Below are 19,961 nucleotides of genomic sequence, written 5' to 3'. Positions count from 1 at the left end.
TCCTTTAATTGCTTGAGGAAGCGCTAGGCTTTTTCTCTGACGATGGCTTGGTCTCAGATGTCTTATCCGCTTGACTGGAAGCACCAGAGTTCGCACTTGAGCTAGACTCACTAGTCAAGAGGGCGCTACGACTATCCCAGTATTTCTTATACTCGCTTTCCAAAGCATTCAATTTGCTTTCGCGATCCTTCCCTGACAACTGACCATCCTCACGAACCTGCTTGATTTCTTGGGTCAAAGCATAGAGAATCAAATCACTGTCATTGATCCGCTTCGCTGTATCAAGGGCATCCTCAAAACGATTACGCCCAACTTGAATCCAATAGGTCAGGTACAGTTCATCCGACTTGAGGGTAACATTATTCAAGATGACCTTCTTTTGGTCTGAAGAAAATTCCAATCCCTGAATATAAGAATAGGCCAACTCATACTTTTGCGTATTAGGAAGACTGGAAGGGGAAATCCCTTCTAACTCTGTAATCACACCACTGTAATCCACCTTGATAAAGGCCGTATCTGCCTGCAACATCTTTTCTTTGAAAGGATTTTGCACAAAAATCAGATAGATGAGTGGAACGATTAACAAAACAACACTCGCTGTCAACCAAATCGTCGCAAGCTTAAATACACGATGCCGTCTACTTGGAACCAAGACCAAATCCGCCTGTTCTTTCGCAGATTTCTCTACATAATATCGTTCCAAAATAGCAACTGCTGTTGCAATGTCATCTGCCTGACACAGGTCATTTAAAAAGTCTGGCAAGGTCTCTAATTCCAAGGAACCATTGTAAAGGTCCATAAAGTCCAAATCCCTAAATAGAGTTACAGTAAAACACTTAGCCTGACGTAAAAAATCTTCTGGGGATATTGTTTGAGGAACCATCAGATCAGGAATTCCACGATAAGCAATCTTAGCCTGAGCATCCTTGGTAATAAAGAGATTTGCTGGATGCAAAAGGAAGGTCACTGGCAACTCCAAGGCTCCCTCTAAACGAAAAACGTTTAGGGCCAAACGAATCCGCTCTGAAATGGTTCGGCTCTTCACTTCTTCATAACGAAGACCATGAGGCTCTAGCTGATACCTAAACGTCACACTATCCTCATCTGCCTCCATGGTCTGTTCCAAAAAGAGCGGATGATGCAAATCCAAAAGCAGGAGCTCCCGCAAATCCTGACTCGCTACATCTGAGCGCTTAAGGCTCAATTGCCAAGTTGTTTCATTTTTTTCATAGATAAATGGCTGTTCACCAAATACAAATTTTTCCTCAGTCACCTATATCTCCTCTATCTCTACTAAATCTCCTGTCGTCATTGGATAATCCGACAGATACTTACCCTCATCAAGCAACAAGCCCTTATTAACAACTCGTAGTTGATATTTTTTTCGCTTCTTACCTGGATTAAAAATGGTATCCACTTCTCGGATTAATCGACGCACTTCAATCCGACGTGGAATACGAATATCCACATCCCTTTCTTTCAGGCGTAGGGTAATATTGATATGTTGCTCCACTTCTTACATGCCTCCTGTATCTGATTTGTCTTCTTTCTCACTAAGCTGCCTTGATAGATTTACTAAAAGTTTAATCCATTCCCTCTACCATCACACGATAACTCATCACAGCGGTTGCTCCAAAAAGCAAGAAAATTAATGCTATATAGAATATCTCTGGAAGAAAGTCACTTAATCCACTTTTTTCTACCTGGCCTATATTTGTTTGAAATTTAGCTATTTTTTTTGAATTTGGTTGAAACAACTGCTCTTCAGGAGTTTTTTTAACTGGTCCCTGTATAGCAGAAAACAGTTGGCCCCTTTCTGTGATCAACTGTTCCTCTTGATACTGCTGTATATCTTGCAACTTCTTTTGAGTCGCTTCGTTAAAAAGCTCCTTGATTTGTTCAGATTGCAATCCAAATTTTAATCCCTCTTTCTTCTCAAGTCGGGAGTCATCAATCTGGAGACTATTATCTTTCAAATCATCTGCAGCAGCCATTGAGACTGCTGCACATGCTACTAAGGTAAGAAGTAAAAGAATTATTTTTTTCATTTCCTATTCTTTCTCAGTTTGAAATACTTGAGGCCAAAAGCTTCTTTCTTTGATAAAAATATTCATAACAAGTAATCCAGCCACGACAATCGTCATTGCAACAAATGCTAAAATGTTTGCTGGTTGCCCATCAAAATATCCTGAGAGTAAAGCTTCTAATATTGATAAAGCATTGAGATGTTTGATAAATGCTGGGAAGCCTGTTAGACTAGCCGTTGTCCCAATTGCATTCGATAGATAGACAAAGCTAATCATCATAAAGAAGGCAAGACCCATTCCAATCACTCGGAAATGTTTGAGCAATAAATACTGTCCTTGAATCAGTACTAACGTAGCTAAAACAATCAGCAAGACCCATGACGGTTGGTATTCACGGCCAACATGAAGCTGTGCACTCGATACAATACCAACTACTAGACCAACTACTACAGCTAAAATAGAGAGTAGCCCAACTGTCATAATATCCGTATCATGTAGCTTATCTAGTTTGAACTTATCTTTAACTTTTCGAATAATATTTTGAGTTGCAAATAGATAAGCTGTAAAGAGACTAACAATCTCCAATAGTAAAATCCATGTAAACGGACGGTAAACATTGACAGTCGCTTTTACTGAAGTAGAATTTTGAGCAACAGGGTTGGATAAGAAGTTCAGCAATACTTCGTTTGGTACCCCATTTTCATAGGCATTATTCAAAACCTTCACGAAGGATTCTACAAAGTTTCCATTATTAGTCAATTCTTCATTAAACTGCGTCATCAAGGAGTCAGCATCTTGAGACAACTTTTCAGTACTTGTTTGAGCGTTTGACAATTCACGATTGAAATTACCTAAAGTCTCATTAACAGACTCAGCCGCCTTAACATTGCTTTGAGAAGACTCCTTCACACCCTTAGTTTCAGATAAGAGAGCTACATAATCAGAATTTAGGGCAGCTAATTGATTATCAGTAGCTTCAAAGGCTTTATTTCCTCCGTCTTGTGCTTTTTCTAAATTCTCTAGTTTCTCTTTTAACTGTTTGTACTTCTCAAATTGGTCCTTTATTTTGGTATCCAATTCTTGATTGGTAGTCAAAATATCTTGCACATTTTTTTCTAGAACAGGCTTCAGAGTAGTCAATTCTGATAAGGCTTTATCTACTTTCCCTTTAGTACCATCTGTATCTGTATCGCTAGCAGGTGTGGTTAAGCTATCTTCATACTTCTTCAGATTTGAACTAATCGCTTCAAACCAAATATCTGATAATGCCATAGACACATTACTGTTTTTTAACCCTTTGACGGTATTGTATGCTTGTTTTAGTGCTTCTACCTTTTGGTAGGCAGAAGCTATTTTCTGAACCTTTTGTCCGTAAGAAACTGCTGCTTTCTGAACGGCTAACACATCTACTGGTGCACTAGCTGCTTGGACATCATTCAAGGAAATATCAATTGATTTTAGCTCTGCTTTTGGAGCTGGACTTGGAGTCCCAGTTGAACTTGTAGTTGGAGTTGGAGCTGCAACGCTATAGGCTACTTTGAAAGTCCCACCAGTCTTCAAATCAATCTCTTGGCCTAAGGCAACCGGTGTGCCATCATAAGTGACTGAGTGAACTGTCACTCCTGTTTCAGCTTTCCATGATACCTTAGCCTTTGTTCCTGTTCGTCCAACAGCACTCGTACTCGTGATTGCCTGATTTTCCAAATTCTTCAAATCAGTCGAATTGATTTCGTCACTAGGCTCTTTGATTGTTTTTAAATATGTATAGTCTACAGAAGGAATTGTGATCGGTGTCATACCAAAACCACTAAATTCTTTTCCACTAAAATCTTCTTTTGGTAATTCTGAGATTGCAGAAGCCAACTGCTTTTTGAGAGATTCTTCAGCCTTCTCTAGGTCCTTATTTGCAGCTTTATCCAAAAATTGATCAAGAGTGATTTTGCTCTTCTCACTTGTTCCATAGTAAGTGGCTAATTTCTCATCAATAAAGTTATGAATATCCTTTTTATGATTTTCAAACTTGGTTCTTTCATCTGTTAGATTGGTCTGTAAACTATCAATCTTTTTTCTGATGCTTTCTGCTACTGTTTTATAGGAAGGTCCAACTTCAGATGACGTACCATCAGAGGATGCTGCTGTTCCATCTATATTCGCAGTCAGACTGCCTTGAGCTTCAATTAATTTCTGATAAGCTTCAACTTGCTTCTGAACGTCTTCTCGACTCTTAGAGATGAGCCCAGTGATAACATCCGCATGATTTTCCTTCTCAAGGGCCCTATTCTTAAGCAGAGTACCAAACTTTTCACCATAGGCAATCTGTGAAACATCGAAATGACCAAAAATCTGAGAGTAGCTCTCCAAACCTGTCTTTAAAGTACTGTTGGCGTCAACTGATGAACTAGACATCGTATAGAGAGTTGGGAAAAGATTTTTAGAATTGATAGCTGTCCCATATAAGTTCGTACGATAGTTTCCGATGTTGGTTGCTTGTATCTGCGAGCTAGCTTGAACATTCTTTTGTGCTGTATAAAGGTTGTTCAAAATACTAGCCATATACATGTCGACTAACTGACCATTCAAATCAGCAACAATGTCTTTTGCTAGTTTATTTGCATCATTTTCTACTTGCAAATTTCCTTGCGCATTCACCTTATAATTGATGGTTGTCTTATCAACATTGATGCTGTTAATATCGAGTATTTTTTCAGAAAAATCACTTGGAATAGTTAGAACGAGCTGATACTTACCACTCTCTAGACCAGCATCCGCGGCTCCACGAGGCACAACAGACCAATTTTGTGAATTGTCACGCTCGATATTTTTTACATAACTAGCACCCAGATTATACTCTTTTGTATCAACATAGACTGGCTTATCTTCATTTACAATAGCCACATTTAATTTGGTCTGTTGATTTGTTTTTGCACTATTCTCATTATGAATAGTTGTATTTTTTTGAACAGATAGATTCAAAAAAACCATTAGTGCAAGCAATCCTAATGCTAACAGACTACTTCCTATATATTTAAAAATTTTATTCTTCCTCATATTACTTTAAATCTTCTCCGTCATAAAAAATAGGAAGGCTCTCGCCCTCCTAAAGCCACTTATAACAAATTAATGAATTTGTGCTGCAATATCTTGGTCAGTTTGTTCAACGATGTCCGCAACTTTAAGCAACTGTGCATTGATTTCATCAAGCAAGGTCGCAAACTCATCAATTTTTGGAGACAATGCTGTAAACTGTTGATCAAAGCTATCAAAAGCTGAACCTTTCCAGTTACTTCTGATAGTTTCTTGTTCGTTGCTTAATGTACGAAGAACTTGTCTTACTTCTTCGGCACCACTAGTGTATTTTTGAGCAGATGTACGTAGATCTTCTGGTGTTAATTGAATTAAAGCCATGTGAATCTCCTTTAAATTAATTTATACCTTCATTATATCAACAATTTTAGCCAACCGCAAGCTTAAAACTCAATTTTATGATAATTAATTAAAGATAAAACCCTTTTCTATCTAAGGATAAGTAAAAAGTCTTGGATGTACTGCCCCTAAAAAGTTAGACAGATAATTCTAACCTTTGGGGCAGTTCTTCCCTTTTTTGACATTCTTTTCTACTCAGTAATGATTAACCCGTTTCAGTATTTAAGAGTTGAAAAATTCAGTATTAATGAGGTGTTTACTTAAGTGGACTGGTTTCATTTTGAAACTTTTAATTATAATGGTTTAAAATGAAACTAAAGATACAGCCCACGAATCAAAAAAGACGGAACTTCTAATACCCTAAGCCTTCTCTTCTGTGTTATACTGATATCAGTACATTCTTTGAGAGAGGAAATCCTATGAAAATCCATAAAACTGTCAATCCTGTTGCCTATGAAAACACCTACTACATAGAGGGAGACCATCACCTGATTGTGGTTGACCCAGGTAGCCATTGGGAAGCCATTCGCAAGACCATCGAGAAAATCAACAAACCAGTCTGCGCGATTCTGCTGACCCACACCCACTACGACCATATTATGAGTCTTGACTTGGTCAGAGATACTTTTGGAAATCCCCCAGTTTATGTAGCAGAGAGTGAAGCATCTTGGCTTTATACACCTGTAGATAATCTCTCTGGTCTCCCTCGACATGATGACATGGAAGATGTGGTCTCAAAACCTGCTGAGCACACCTTTGTTTTTCATGAAGAATACCAGCTTGAAGAATTCCGTTTTACTGCTCTACCAACCCCAGGCCACTCTATCGGTGGTGTTTCCCTAGTCTTTCCTGATGCCCATCTAGTCTTGACGGGAGATGCTCTTTTCCGCGAAACCATCGGACGGACCGACCTCCCTACTGGTAGCATGGAACAACTCCTCCATAGCATTCAGACTCAACTCTTCACTCTTCCTAACTACGACGTCTACCCCGGCCATGGTCCAGCTACGACTATCGCTCACGAAAAGACTTTTAATCCCTTTTTCTAGCAAGCAAAAAAACCAAGGATGCTATCCTTGGTTTTAGTCTTACCAAATAATCACACGATCCTCTGGTGCGCGCCACATACCGTCGCCTTCTTTTACATCATAAGTTGTAAAGAAGTCATCGAAGTTGGGTACTTGGATGTTGACACGGAGTTTAGCTGGCGCGTGGACATCGACACTAGCCATGAGTTTCATCAACTCCGGACGACCTTTCATGCGCCAGATACGAGCAAAGTTGTGGAAGAATTCTTCAGCAGAGAAGTCTGGTTCTCTCTTGGCAGCTTCAAGGGCTGCAGCGATCCCTCCTAAGTCGGCAACATTTTCTGATACGGTTAGTTTTCCGTTGATCCTTGCTCCGTAAGATTCTTGACCATCAAACTGGTCGATAACTTTCTGAGTCTTTTCCTTGAAGGCAGCATAGTCATTCTCAGTCCACCAATCCTTGAGGCTACCATTTTCATCAAAGGAAGCCCCGTTAGTATCAAAGGCATGAGAAATCTCATGGGCAATAACCGCACCAATTCCACCGTAGTTAGCCGAAGACGACTGATGCAAGTCATAGAAAGGCGCCTGTAAAATGGCCGCTGGGAAGACAATCAAGTTCTTCTGAGGATTGTAGTAGGCATTGACCATATGTGCTGGCATCCCCCACTCCTTGTAGTCCACTGGCTGGTTCCACTTGCTCCAGCTGTGCTTGATTTCCACACGCGCAAAGGCTAGGGCATTCTCAAAGAGGCTAGCATTCTCATCTACAACCTTGTCCTTGTAGCGGGCTGGCAATTCCTCTGGATAACCGATATAAGGCTTGATGACATTGAGTTTGACGATTGCCTTGTCACGCGTTTCAGGAGTGAGCCAGTCATTCTTAGCCAAACGTTCCTTATAAACATCGATCATAGTCGCTACTTTTTTCTCTACATCCGCCTTTGCTTCTGGGGAGAATTTTTCATGCGCATACCAGAGACCAAGGGCTTGCTTAAAGGGACCTTGGGCCAAATGATAAGCAGCCTTAACCTTATCCTGAGCTTCTGGAACACCTGAAAGGGCACGTCCGTAGGCACCTGACAAGACACGAATCTCGTCTGTGAGATAGCTGGTTGAAAGATTCACCACAGCCAAAATCAAGGTTGCTTTAAGTAGAGGCCAAGCTTCTTCACTGTAAAATTGATCCGCTGCTTGCCAGAAACGTTCCTCATCTACGATAACCTTGTCAGGCACTTGCCCAAGAACGGCTTGGAAGAAATCATCCAAAGGTAGGGCAGGGGCAAATTTCTTGAAGTCTTCATAAGCGTATGGATGATAGAGTTTGGCATATTCTGAACTTTCTTCGTTTGAAAGGACTACTGCTGCGATACGGCGGTCCAATTCCAATCTCTTCTCTAACAAATCTGCGATTTCCTCATCTGAAAAATCATAGGCTTTAAGAAGATTTGTGGTACTTTCCTTCCAAAGAGTCAAGAGTTCCTCACGCTGAGGATGGTCTTCAGCGTAGTAAGTCGTATCTGGCAAAATCGTCCCTGGTGCACTTGCCCAGAGAACATTGGTTCTGGCATCCATAAAGTCTGGTGATACACCAAAGGGAAGGAAGTTTGGCTTGCCTGCTAGTTCAAATTCTGCTAGTTTGCTGGTGAAATCTGCAAAGCTCTCCAAGTCTAGGTATTCCTTGAGCATTGGCAAAACGGGCTTGATTCCATCTGCTTCTCTCTTGTCAAAATCACGTACCATACGATGGTACTTAACAAAGTTTGAGAGGATAGCATCCTCTGGAACATCTTCGCCTTCCAACCACTTGTCCGTAGTTGCCAGCATTAACTCTTCAATTTCCTCATCAAGGTCAATAAAGCCACCTGTTCGAGATTTATCAGCTGGAATAACAGCTGTTTTTTCCCATTCTCCATTGATTGCATCATAAAAATCGTCTTGATAACGTGTCATCTTGTTCTCGCTTTCATTTTTTCACTTATTCTTAGCTTAGCAAAAAACACTTGGGAATGCAATTAAAAATGGTCTCTCTTTTTTCTTCATTTTTCAGTTATTATTTTAAATTTTTTAAAAATTAACTTGACTTAATTTTTTTTTTAATGTATATTAAAAGACAGGAGGAAAACAACTATATGATACGTATCGAAAACCTCAGTGTCTCCTACAAAGAAACGTTGGCACTAAAGGATATTTCACTAGTGCTCCACGGACCAACTATTACCGGAATTATTGGTCCAAACGGTGCTGGAAAATCAACTTTATTAAAAAGTATGTTGGGAATTATCCCACACGAAGGTCAGGCCTTTCTCGATGACAAAGAAGTCAAGAAATCTTTACATCGAGTTGCCTATGTCGAGCAAAAAATCCATATCGACTACAATTTCCCTATCAAGGTCAAGGAATGTGTCTCACTGGGACTCTATCCATCTATCCCGCTCTTCCACACTTTAAAGGCCAGCCACTGGAAAAAAGTGGCGGATGCACTTGAAATCGTTGGACTCTCAGACTATGCTGATCGCCAAATCAGTCAGCTCTCTGGAGGACAATTCCAACGTGTTTTGATTGCCCGCTGCTTAGTGCAGGAAGCTGACTACATCTTTTTAGATGAGCCTTTTGTCGGGATTGACTCGATCAGTGAAGAGATTATCATGAATACACTGAGAGACCTTAAAAAAGCTGGTAAAACAGTTCTCATCGTCCATCATGACCTCAGCAAAGTCCCTCATTATTTCGACCAAGTTATGCTTCTCAATCGAGAATTGGTTGCTATTGGTTCAACTGAAGAAACCTTTACCGAAGTCAATCTCAAAAAAGCTTATGGTAGTAAGCTCTTCTTTAATGGAGGTGACCTATGATAGTAGAATTTATCGATGGATTGCAACATTTCCATTTCCTACAAAATGCCCTGATAACAGCTATAGTCATCGGGGTGGTTGCTGGAGCCGTGGGATGTTTTATCATCTTACGTGGAATGTCTCTCATGGGGGATGCCATCTCTCACGCAGTTTTGCCCGGCGTAGCCCTTTCCTTTATCCTGGGAATTGATTTCTTTATTGGAGCGATCATCTTTGGCTTGATGGCTTCCATCATCATTACCTACATCAAGGGGAACTCTATCATCAAGAGTGACACTGCCATTGGTATTACCTTTTCATCTTTCTTAGCCTTAGGTGTCATCTTGATTAGTGTTGCCAAGAGTTCGACAGACCTCTTCCATATCCTTTTTGGGAATATCCTCGCTGTCCAAGATACGGACATGTGGATCACCATTGGTGTGGGGGCATTGATTCTCTTGATTATCGGGATTTTCTTTAAACAACTATTGATTACATCCTTTGACGAGCTTTTGGCTAAAGCCATGGGAATGCCTGTTAATTTCTATCACTACCTCCTCATGGTACTCTTGACCCTTGTGTCAGTCACTGCCATGCAAAGTGTTGGAACGATTCTTATCGTGGCCATGTTGATCACCCCAGCTGCGACGGCTTACCTTTATGCTAATAGCCTAAAGAGCATGATTTTTCTTTCATCAACCCTAGGGGCAACCGCTTCTGTTTTGGGACTCTTTATCGGCTATAGCTTCAACCTCGCAGCAGGATCCAGCATCGTGCTCACATCTGCCAGCTTCTTCTTAATCAGTTTCTTTATCTCTCCAAAGCAACGATACTTGAAACTAAAAAATAAAAAAATCAATAAATAAGGGGAAACCCTTCTGGAGGAATCTAATGAAAAAATTAGGTACATTGCTCGTTCTTTTTCTTTCTATCATTGGATTAGCTGCCTGTGCTAGTGGGAAAAAAGATACAGCATCTACAAACCAAAAACTAAAGGTTGTAGCGACTAACTCTATCATTGCTGATATTACTAAAAATATCGCTGGTGACAAGATTGATCTTCATAGTATCGTTCCTGTTGGTCAAGACCCACACGAGTACGAACCACTTCCTGAAGACGTAAAGAAAACTTCTGAGGCTGACCTCATTTTCTATAACGGTATCAACCTTGAAACAGGTGGCAATGCTTGGTTTACCAAATTGGTCGAAAATGCCAAGAAAACTGAAAACAAAGACTACTATGCAGTTAGTGACGGCGTAGATATCATCTACCTTGAAGGTCAAAACGAGAAAGGCAAAGAAGACCCACACGCTTGGCTCAACCTTGAAAATGGGATAATTTATGCTAAAAATATCGCTAAACAGTTGATTGCAAAAGACCCTAGCAACAAGGAATTCTACGAAAAAAATCTCAAAGACTATACTGAAAAGCTAGACAAACTGGACAAGGAAGCTAAAGAGAAATTTAACAATATCCCTGCTGAGAAAAAACTCATTGTAACCAGCGAAGGATGCTTCAAATACTTCTCTAAAGCTTACGGAGTTCCAAGTGCCTACATCTGGGAAATCAACACGGAAGAAGAAGGTACACCTGACCAAATCAAGACCTTGGTTGAAAAACTTCGCCAAACAAAAGTTCCATCCCTCTTTGTTGAATCAAGTGTCGATGACCGTCCAATGAAGACTGTTTCACAAGACACAAATATCCCAATCTACGCACAAATCTTTACTGACTCAATCGCTGAAGAAGGTAAAGAAGGTGACAGCTACTACAACATGATGAAATACAACCTTGACAAGATTGCTGAAGGTTTGTCTAAGTAATCTAGCCATTCACCTATCTTATCCTAGATTATAAACTTGCTTTATCGTTCTTTTTGTTTCTGCTTTGATAGCTCAATCATTATACATGTAAACGAGATCAAATTTTAACAGATATTTCTTTCCGTAGTGGTATCCTAGATAAGAACTCTGTACTTATCTAGGACGGAATTTTTGAGACGTTAGGCTCAAAAATTAGGGATGAAATTCCGAAGGAAGTTGCTTCCGTCCGCACTACTTAAAAGAAATATCATAATAAAACTAAAATTTAAAAAACGTCGTTCTCACATGAACGGACGTTTTTTTCTCTTTTAATTTCCAGTCAAATCATTGGAAAAATCTGACAATTCTCGGTAGAATAAAAGAAAAAAGAATGGAGTAGTTTCATGACCACTTTTCTCGGAAATCCTGTAACTTTTACAGGTAAACAACTGCAAGTCGGAGACAAGGCACTTGACTTTTCTCTTACGACAACCGATCTCTCTAAAAAAACGCTAGCTGACTTTGATGGAAAGAAAAAAGTTTTGAGTGTTGTCCCTTCTATCGATACTGGTATCTGCTCAACGCAAACACGTCGATTCAACCAAGAACTTGCCAACCTCGACAATACCGTCGTTCTTACTGTTTCTATGGACCTACCATTTGCCCAAGGACGCTGGTGCGGGGCTGAAGGCCTTGACAATGCTATCATGCTTTCAGACTATTTTGACCATTCTTTCGGGCGCGATTATGCCCTCTTGATCAACGAATGGCATCTCCTTGCACGTGCTGTCTTTGTTCTCGATACTGACAATGTCATCCGTTACGTAGAATACGTTGACAACATCAACACGGAACCAGACTTTGAAGCTGCTATTGCCGCAGTGAAAGAACTGGACTAAAATCAAAGCCATTAGGGCAGAAGGCTAGAGAAATCTAGCTTTTTTTGATATACTAGATGGAGAGAAAAGACAAGAGGAAACGAATGACGCCAAATAAAGAAGACTACCTAAAATGTATTTATGAAATCGGTACGGAAATGCAAAAAATCACCAATAAAGAAATTGCTGCCCGTATGCAAGTCTCTCCACCTGCCGTAACAGAGATGATCAAACGCATGAAAAGTGAAAATCTCATCCTCAAGGACAAGGAGAATGGCTATCTATTGACAGATATTGGGCTCAAACTAGTCTCCGAGCTCTATCGCAAACACCGGTTGATTGAAGTCTTTCTAGTTCACCATCTCGACTATACCAGTGACCAGATCCACGAAGAAGCTGAGGTCCTAGAGCACACTGTATCTGACCTCTTCGTAGAGAGACTGGATAAACTGCTGGGTTTCCCTAAAACCTGCCCCCACGGAGGAACCATCCCAGCCAAGGGGGAGCTATTGATTGAAATCAACAACTTACCACTGGCAGACGTCCAAGAAGCTGGAACCTATCTCCTGACTCGCGTTCATGATAGTTTTGAACTACTCAAATATCTAGAAAAGCATGAGATTCATATCGGTGACCAAGTCAAAGTCAAACAGTTTGATAATTTTTCCAATACCTTTACACTGGTCAACAAAGGTGAAGACCTCCAAATTAGTATGGATATCGCCAAACAACTCTATGTCGAAAAAATCAACTAAGCCCTTATTCCTGAAAGAAGTTCCTTTCAGGGATTTTTTGTCATTTTAGTTGTAAGTCCCATTCTTTTGGTGTAGAATGAAGATAGATAAAAGAGGGAGGTTATCTTATGAAAAAGCTCTTTAGAATCCATTTTGCAGCTATTGCACTCAGCGATTTGCTACTGTTGGTAACTTTCAGACCCCGATACGAACTTTCTTTGGAGAGAGGTCTGATTTTTTGCTTCATTTTCATCCTCGCTCAGGGACTACTGCTGTCTCGCTTGGTCTTCCGACTCAAAAAACATTTCTCTGAGATTTATCCTCAGATGAACAAAAAAATTCGCCTCTACTATTTAGGGGTGCTCATCAGCGATTTTCTATTATTTGTCTTTTTAGCAATCACTGGCCCTCAATATTTCTACTCTCTTACTCCAGTCTTTACTTCCTGTCATTCTACTTTATATTATATAACGGCTAGCCACCTAAGAGAAAACTATCCCGACTTTTACAACAAACATACCTCTTTATGGGAGTGTCTATAAACAAAAACCAAGCCAGCTGGCTTGGTTTTCTTATCTATTTTTAGTATCAAGAATGATGGTAACTGGCCCATCATTTACCAGCTCCACCTGCATATCCGCTCCAAAGATGCCTGTCTGAACGGACACTTCCTGAGCTAGCTTTTGGTTGAAAGTGTCATAGAAATCTGATGCCATATCAGGCTTGGCTGCGCCAGTAAAAGCTGGACGATTGCCTTTCTTGGTATCTGCAAAGAGGGTAAACTGAGAAATAGAAAGAATTTCCCCTTCAATATCCCTGACAGACAGGTTCATCTTGCCTTCTGCATCTGAAAAAATCCGCATGTTGACCAGTTTTCTCACAGCATAATCCAGATCTTCCTCTTGGTCCTCTGGGCCTACACCGACCAACAATAAGAGCCCCTGATTGATTTTTCCCTGAACCGGACCTTCGATACTCACTTGGGCTTTTTTGACTCGTTGAATGATGATTTTCATAAAAATCCTTTCTAGATCTTAGCCATTGGTTCGTTTGACAGAGTAGACTTCTGGCACACTTTTAATCTTATCAACTACTGTCGTTAGAGTTGAGAGGTTTGAGATGCCAAAGGAGACATGGATATTGGCAAATTTCATATCCTTAGTTGGTTGGGCGTTAACGGTCGAGATATTCTTGGTCGTATTAGAGAGAACTTGCAGAACATCATTTAAGAGACCTGTACGGTTGAGCCCGTAGATATCGATGTGGGCAATATATTCCTTGCTTGAGAATTGATCTTCCCATTCCACATCAAGGAGACGTTGCTCGTAGTTTTCTTGGGCACGGAGATTCATACAGTCCACACGGTGAATGGCCACACCACGCCCCTTGGTGATGTAGCCGACAATATCATCACCCGGCACTGGATTACAACACTTGGCAATCCGAACCAAGAGACCTGAGGCGCCTTCGATTACCACACCGCCCTCATGCTTGACCTTGAGCTTCTCCTTATTCTCAACCTTAACCTCGCCACCCTTAACTAACTCATCAGCCTCAGCCCTAGCTTTGGCACGTTCCTCCTCACGGCGTTCCTTTTCAGTCAGACGGTTAAAGACGGTAATAGCACTGATTTCTCCAAAACCGATAGCAGCAAAGAGGGAGTCTTCTGTCTTGTAGCTGGTCTTTTGAAGGACTTGATCCATGTGCCGCTTGTCCATATACTTATTAGCCACATAGCCATTCTCTTGGAGCTGATTAATCAGCAGTTCGCGTCCCTTATTAACAGACAATTCCTTGTCTTGATTTTTAAAGAACTGACGAATCTTGTTGCGTGCCTTGCTGGTCTTAACCATGTTGAGCCAGTCACGACTCGGGCCAAAAGAGTTGGGGTTGGTTACAATTTCGACCTGATCTCCAGTTTTGAGCTTAGTTGTCAGAGGAACCATACGGCCATTGACCTTGGCACCGGTTGCTTTTTCACCGACTTTGGTATGGATTTCATAGGCAAAATCAATCGGGCCTGAATCTTTTGGAAGGGAGCGAACTGCACCATCTGGAGTAAAGACGTAAATCTCCTCCGCCAGATACTCTTCCTTAACAGACTCGACAAATTCCTTGGCATCGTCAGCCTGGTCTTGTAATTCCATCATTTCCTTGATCCAGTTCATACCAATCGCAGACTCTTTGCTGTTGACCTGACCTTTGATTCCTTTCTTATAAGCCCAGTGAGCCGCAACCCCGTACTCAGCAACTTCGTGCATTTCTTTGGTACGAATCTGGAATTCAATCGGTCCTTTTGGTCCATAGACAGTCGTATGGATAGACTGGTAACCATTGGCCTTACGGTTTGCGATATAGTCTTTGAAACGGCCTGGCATAGGTTTCCAAAGTTCATGCACATAACCCAGCATGGCGTAAACATCACTCTGGGTATCTAAGATACAGCGAATGGCAATCAGGTCATAAATCTCCTCAAAGCGTTTCTTCTTATCCTGCATCTTGCGATAGATAGAGTAGATATGCTTGGGACGGCCATAGATTTTCCCTTTTAGATTGCGTTCGGAAGTGTATTCCTCTAACTTTGTCACGACTTCATCGACCAAAGCCTCACGCTCTCTGCGTTTTTCCTTCATCATGTGAGTGATTTTGTAAAACTCAGTTGGGTTGAGATATCGGAAGGACAAGTCTTCCAACTCCCACTTGACGCTGGAAATCCCCAGACGATGAGCAAGTGGAGCATAGATTTCCATGGTTTCTCTGGAAATGCGTTCCTGCTTGTCCTTTCGTAGGTGGTTGAGCGTCCTCATGTTATGCAAGCGGTCCGATAATTTAACCAAGATAACACGGATATCCTCAGACATGGCCATGAGCATCTTGCGGTGATTTTCCGCCAATTGCTCCTCGAGTGATTTGTACTCAACCTTACCAAGTTTAGTCACCCCATCAACGATAACCCGAACATCATGACCGAACTCTCTCTCCAAATCATCCAGTGTCGCCTCTGTGTCCTCAACCACATCATGCAAAAAACCACAGGCAACGGTTACGGCATCCAGCTTGAGCTTAGCCAGAATGCCTGCTACCTGAATGGGATGAATAATATAGGGCTCGCCAGATTTACGATATTGACCACTATGGCATTCAACTGCATAAACCAAGGCTTTATGTACAAAAGCAACATCTTCTTTCGATAAATATTTTTGCGTTAAAGCGACAACCTCATCGCCCGACAAATTCACTTCTTTCGGCATTTATTTTCTCCAATTCTTCCTACCATTTTATCACTTTTTTAAGAATATTAAAACTAGAAAAGCCTGTTTTCATGCCTAGCCTAAGCAATTAAAAGAAAAACACTGCCAGATTTCTCTAGCAGTGTTTTGACATTTCATTTGGTTAGTAGACTGTTTTTTCAGTTTCTACATCGAAGAAGTGTGCTTTGTTCAAGTCAAATCCAAGCTCAACTGTTGCACCTGTTTGCAAGTAGTCACGAGCATCCACTTTGGCAACAAATTCATCTTTACCAACTTGGCAGTAAAGGTGAGATTCTGAACCAAGTAATTCTGATACAGAGATAGTTGCTTTTACAACTGATTCTGGGAATGTTTCAAGGAAAGCAGGTTCTGCATTCACGTCTTCTGGACGAATACCGAAGATCAATTCTTTTCCTTCGTAGCCTTTTTCACGAAGAACTTTCAAAGCACCTTCTGGAACTTTCAAGCGGAAACCGTCAGAAACAATTTCATTGCCTTCTAATTTCACATTGATGAAGTTCATAGCTGGGCTTCCGATGAATCCTGCAACGAACTTGTTAACTGGGTTTTTGTAAACTTCTTGAGGTGTACCGATTTGTTCAACACGTCCGATAGTACCTGTACCAGCAGGGTTCTTAGTTGCTGACATGATAACGATACGGTCTGCAAGTGTCATCGCTTCTGTTTGGTCGTGGGTTACGTAGATAGTTGTAGCTCCGATACGACGGTGAATCTTCGCGATTTCAGCACGCATAGATACACGAAGTTTGGCATCCAAGTTTGACAAAGGTTCATCCATCAAGAATACTTTTGCATCACGGACGATGGCACGACCCATGGCAACACGTTGACGTTGACCACCTGAAAGGTCAGCTGGTTTACGATCCAAGAATTCTTTCAAACCAAGGATTGCTGCTGCTTCTTGCACACGTTTGTCGATATCTTCCTTGCTGTATTTACGCAATTTCAAACCAAAAGCCATGTTGTCATAAACAGTCATGTGTGGGTAAAGAGCGTAGTTTTGGAAAACCATGGCGATGTCACGGTCTTTTGGAGCTACGTCGTTGACAACCACGCCATCGATAGATGCAGTACCTTCTGTAATGTCTTCAAGACCCGCAATCATACGAAGAGTTGTTGATTTACCACATCCTGAAGGACCTACGAAAACGATAAATTCCTTGTCTTTGATGTCCAAGTTGAAGTCTTCAACTGAGTAGTGTTCGCTGTTTGGATATTTTTTGTAAATATTTTTAAGATTTAATTCTACCATCGAGGTGAACTCCTTTTGTCTTTTGATAGTTTTATTATAGATGAAAACGCTTTACTTTTCTATGGCAAGGTGACCAAAAAAATAAAAAAGTTCTGTGCAACTTGCACAAAACTTTAGAGAATATCTGGTAAAATCAACTGATAACACAAGGTGAGATCTGTCAACTCCTTCAACTGAAGTCCTGTTAACTCTTCCCATTTATCAATCTTATATTGGAGAGAATTGCGGTGCAGATAGAGTTGCTGGGCTGTTTTAGTTAGGACAGCACTATTTTCCCAGAGAGAAAGAATGATTTCCTGAATCTGATCTTGGTCCAGAATCAACTGACGAAGGTAGTCTTTGATAATTCTATGGTCAACCAGTCCTTCCCCAAGACTCCAGAGATAGAGCTGTGAAAAAGTATGAACACCTTGATGACCTTGACGCCACCAAGCCTTAAACAAGTCCCGCTCTGCTTGGATTAAATCTGACAGAGCCTGATACCCAGTCTGAGACCAAACCTGCCCCAACATGATAGATAGACGAAGACCAAAGTCATACTCTACTGCCTCAATCGTATCGGATAAGATTGAGCGAACAGAAGTGTATTTATCTTGCTGGAGAACAAAAACATAGTCCTGAACTCCGACCTGCAATACTGTCTGACAGTTGGGAAAGAGAGTTTGCATCATGTCTAGCCAAGAGGATAGATTTTCCTGTTGGAAATAGGAAAGATGGCAATAAACCAGCTGAATCTTTTTGAAAGCTTGCGGTGCCTGCCCCTTCCCCTCGATCAGATAGGGATACCAAGGATTGAGCGAACGAGCCTGCTCCTGCTGGGTTAAAAGGGCAACCAGCTGCTTTTCACGCTCGCTGAGCCCAGCTTCCTCCAGTAAAATCCACTGCTTAGAAGCTAAAGGGAGAGTAAGATAGCCTGGTTTCTCTACTGGCTGATCTGAAATCTGAGCTTCAGGGAACCAGTCTTGTAATTCCTTTGCAATCATATTCTAGCCCTCCACTTTTTGGATGCACCAAGAAATTAAGGTCTCTAGACGCTCCACATTTTCAGTCAGATGGAGATAGCCCATCACTGCTTCAAAACCTGTAGACATGCGGTAGGTCACCACATCAGCATTTTTAGCCTTTGTGTGGCTATTGGTATTGCGACCACGTTTGTAGATTTCTTCTTCCTTTTCCGTCAGGACTTGCTCTTCTAACATAAGGGCAATCAAGCGAGCCTGAGCCTTGGCTGACACATACTTGGTCGCCTCTTGGTGGAGTTTATTGGGTTTGGTTATGCCTTTAAGGATGAGATGGCGACGAATATACATGGAGTAAACTGCATCTCCCTCAAAAGCCAACGCAATCCCGTTAATGAGATTGACATCAATCACGTGTCCACCTCACTCCATCCTTGGTGTCAAGTAGCTTAATTCCTTGAGCAGCCAATTGGTCACGGATTTGGTCTGCTGTCGCAAAGTCACGATTGGCACGCGCTTCTTGGCGTTTTTGGATTAAGGCTTCAATGTCTGCATCCAAAACTTCCTCAAGAAAAACAATCCCAAAGACCTCCAACATATCCGCAAGAGCTTCCTTAACACTTGCATCATAGTTGCCTGAGTTGATCCATTTGGCCATTTCAAAAACTACTGTGATACCATTGGCAGAGTTGAAATCCTCATCCATAGCGGCTACAAACTTATCTTTAAAGTCCTGTAACTCTTGAGCATCTACAGTCCCAGAAAATGGTTGCTCGTAGGTGTTCTTTAGATACTTGAGATTTGTCTCTGCATCACGCACTGCTTTTTCCGTAAAGTTGATAGGCTTACGATAATGTTGTGTCGCAAAGAAGAAACGAAGTACTTGCCCATCAAGAGTTTTAAGGGCATCATGTACGGTGATAAAATTCCCCAAAGACTTGGACATCTTGACATTGTCGATATTGACAAAGCCATTGTGCATCCAGTAGTTGGCAAAGGTCTTGCCTGTTTTGGCTTCTGACTGGGCAATTTCGTTGGTGTGATGAGGAAACTCCAGATCAGCTCCACCACCGTGAATGTCAATGGTATCTCCCAAAATCTCTGTTGACATGACCGAACACTCGATATGCCAACCCGGACGACCAGTTCCCCAAGGACTATCCCAAGAAATCTCGCTTGGCTTGGCTGCTTTCCATAAAGCAAAGTCTACAGGATTTTCCTTACGAGCCGTTTCTTCATCTGTACGACCTGAAGCACCCAGTTCCAAATCTTCCAAAGTTTTATTGGCCAATTTAGCATAGTTGTGGGATTTTTCCACACGGAAGTAAACATCCCCTTGACTCTCGTAAGCATAACCTTTTTCAATCAAGTCAGCGACAAAACGAATGATATCAGCCATAAACTCCACTACACGCGGATGGTGAGTCGCAGGTTTCACGCCCAAGGCCGTCACATCCTCACGAAAGGCAGCGATGTACTTGTCCGCAACCTCCTGAGGCGTGATGCCTTCTTCCTTGGCACGGTTAATAATCTTATCATCTACATCTGTAAAATTGGAAATATAATTGACCTCAAATCCCCGATACTCAAAATAGCGACGAACTGTGTCAAAAGCTACTGTTGAGCGGGCATTGCCGACATGGATATAGTTATAAACCGTCGGACCGCAGACATACATGCGAACCTTGTCCTCTTCAATGGGCACAAATTCACGTAGGCTGCGGGTCATGGTGTCGTAAATTTTAATCATG

The 19,961-nt window shown here is 41.5% G+C and carries 19 protein-coding genes; 7 read left to right on the top strand and 12 right to left on the bottom strand.

The features are described from left to right. Window positions 1–4 precede the first annotated feature (4 nt). From essB to D8852_RS01030, 5 genes are all read right to left on the bottom strand, one after another. A complete protein-coding gene (gene essB / locus D8852_RS01050) occupies window positions 5–1,273 on the bottom strand; it encodes a type VII secretion protein EssB (protein ID WP_125424712.1) in 1,269 nt (422 codons plus the stop codon). Beyond that, on the bottom strand, window positions 1,274–1,513 hold the full coding sequence (locus D8852_RS01045; protein ID WP_000434882.1) for an EsaB/YukD family protein: 240 nt from the start codon (window positions 1,511–1,513) through the stop codon (window positions 1,274–1,276). A gap of 70 nt (window positions 1,514–1,583) precedes the next feature. Further along, window positions 1,584–2,048, bottom strand: a complete 465-nt coding sequence (gene essA / locus D8852_RS01040) for a type VII secretion protein EssA (RefSeq protein ID WP_084973108.1) — start codon at window positions 2,046–2,048, stop codon at window positions 1,584–1,586. Window positions 2,049–2,051: 3 nt separating this feature from the next. After that, window positions 2,052–5,075: a type VII secretion protein EsaA gene (gene esaA / locus D8852_RS01035; protein ID WP_125424711.1), complete on the bottom strand. Its 3,024-nt coding sequence runs from the start codon at window positions 5,073–5,075 to the stop codon at window positions 2,052–2,054. A 69-nt stretch (window positions 5,076–5,144) separates the two neighbouring features. Beyond that, window positions 5,145–5,432 (bottom strand): WXG100 family type VII secretion target, encoded by a 288-nt coding sequence (locus D8852_RS01030; RefSeq protein WP_001173990.1) that lies wholly within the window; start codon window positions 5,430–5,432, stop codon window positions 5,145–5,147. A gap of 437 nt (window positions 5,433–5,869) precedes the next feature. Here D8852_RS01030 and D8852_RS01025 point away from each other — a divergent pair, with 437 nt between their 5' ends. Then, entirely contained in the window at window positions 5,870–6,499 is a 630-nt protein-coding gene (locus D8852_RS01025; protein ID WP_038804851.1) for an MBL fold metallo-hydrolase, read from the top strand. A gap of 39 nt (window positions 6,500–6,538) precedes the next feature. Here D8852_RS01025 and D8852_RS01020 read toward each other — a convergent pair whose 3' ends face one another. Then, entirely contained in the window at window positions 6,539–8,431 is a 1,893-nt protein-coding gene (locus D8852_RS01020; RefSeq protein WP_125424710.1) for a M13 family metallopeptidase, read from the bottom strand. A 179-nt stretch (window positions 8,432–8,610) separates the two neighbouring features. On the opposite strand from D8852_RS01020, the gene D8852_RS01015 reads away from it, so the two are divergent. The 6 genes from D8852_RS01015 (at window position 8,611) to D8852_RS10115 (ending at window position 13,269) form a co-directional block, all read left to right on the top strand. After that, window positions 8,611–9,333, top strand: a complete 723-nt coding sequence (locus D8852_RS01015; protein ID WP_000619158.1) for a metal ABC transporter ATP-binding protein — start codon at window positions 8,611–8,613, stop codon at window positions 9,331–9,333. Continuing rightward, a complete protein-coding gene (locus D8852_RS01010; protein WP_000634601.1) occupies window positions 9,330–10,178 on the top strand; it encodes a metal ABC transporter permease in 849 nt (282 codons plus the stop codon). The genes D8852_RS01015 and D8852_RS01010 overlap by 4 nt, the downstream gene beginning before the upstream one ends. Before the next feature lie 25 nt (window positions 10,179–10,203). After that, on the top strand, window positions 10,204–11,136 hold the full coding sequence (locus D8852_RS01005; RefSeq protein ID WP_125424709.1) for a metal ABC transporter substrate-binding protein: 933 nt from the start codon (window positions 10,204–10,206) through the stop codon (window positions 11,134–11,136). Between the two features lie 383 nt (window positions 11,137–11,519). After that, on the top strand, window positions 11,520–12,014 hold the full coding sequence (gene tpx, locus D8852_RS01000) for a thiol peroxidase (RefSeq protein ID WP_000206539.1): 495 nt from the start codon (window positions 11,520–11,522) through the stop codon (window positions 12,012–12,014). A gap of 83 nt (window positions 12,015–12,097) precedes the next feature. Beyond that, window positions 12,098–12,748 (top strand): metal-dependent transcriptional regulator, encoded by a 651-nt coding sequence (locus tag D8852_RS00995; protein ID WP_125424708.1) that lies wholly within the window; start codon window positions 12,098–12,100, stop codon window positions 12,746–12,748. A gap of 107 nt (window positions 12,749–12,855) precedes the next feature. Continuing rightward, window positions 12,856–13,269 (top strand): hypothetical protein, encoded by a 414-nt coding sequence (locus D8852_RS10115; protein ID WP_125424707.1) that lies wholly within the window; start codon window positions 12,856–12,858, stop codon window positions 13,267–13,269. Between the two features lie 30 nt (window positions 13,270–13,299). Here D8852_RS10115 and dtd read toward each other — a convergent pair whose 3' ends face one another. The 6 genes from dtd to cysS all read right to left on the bottom strand — a co-directional run bounded on the left by dtd (window position 13,300) and on the right by cysS (window position 19,960). Next, window positions 13,300–13,743 carry a D-aminoacyl-tRNA deacylase gene (gene dtd / locus D8852_RS00985; RefSeq protein ID WP_084949175.1) on the bottom strand — a complete coding sequence of 148 codons (444 nt, stop codon included), beginning with the start codon at window positions 13,741–13,743 and terminating at the stop codon, window positions 13,300–13,302. Between the two features lie 18 nt (window positions 13,744–13,761). Then, window positions 13,762–15,978, bottom strand: a complete 2,217-nt coding sequence (locus tag D8852_RS00980; protein WP_125424706.1) for a RelA/SpoT family protein — start codon at window positions 15,976–15,978, stop codon at window positions 13,762–13,764. 142 nt (window positions 15,979–16,120) lie between these two features. Next, entirely contained in the window at window positions 16,121–17,251 is a 1,131-nt protein-coding gene (locus tag D8852_RS00975; protein WP_000229937.1) for an ABC transporter ATP-binding protein, read from the bottom strand. A 113-nt stretch (window positions 17,252–17,364) separates the two neighbouring features. After that, on the bottom strand, window positions 17,365–18,234 hold the full coding sequence (locus D8852_RS00970; RefSeq protein WP_125424705.1) for a helix-turn-helix domain-containing protein: 870 nt from the start codon (window positions 18,232–18,234) through the stop codon (window positions 17,365–17,367). A gap of 3 nt (window positions 18,235–18,237) precedes the next feature. After that, complete coding sequence (locus tag D8852_RS00965; protein ID WP_125424704.1) at window positions 18,238–18,624, bottom strand: Mini-ribonuclease 3; 387 nt, start codon at window positions 18,622–18,624, stop codon at window positions 18,238–18,240. Then, complete coding sequence (gene cysS / locus D8852_RS00960; RefSeq protein ID WP_038804836.1) at window positions 18,617–19,960, bottom strand: cysteine--tRNA ligase; 1,344 nt, start codon at window positions 19,958–19,960, stop codon at window positions 18,617–18,619. The genes D8852_RS00965 and cysS overlap by 8 nt, the downstream gene beginning before the upstream one ends. Window position 19,961: the final 1 nt, after the last annotated feature.

The organism is Streptococcus mitis, from assembly GCF_003942695.1.
GTDB lineage: Bacteria > Bacillota > Bacilli > Lactobacillales > Streptococcaceae > Streptococcus > Streptococcus mitis_BD.
Note: the sequence above shows the minus strand (reverse complement) of the source record. Positions and strands in the feature narration are given on the sequence as shown.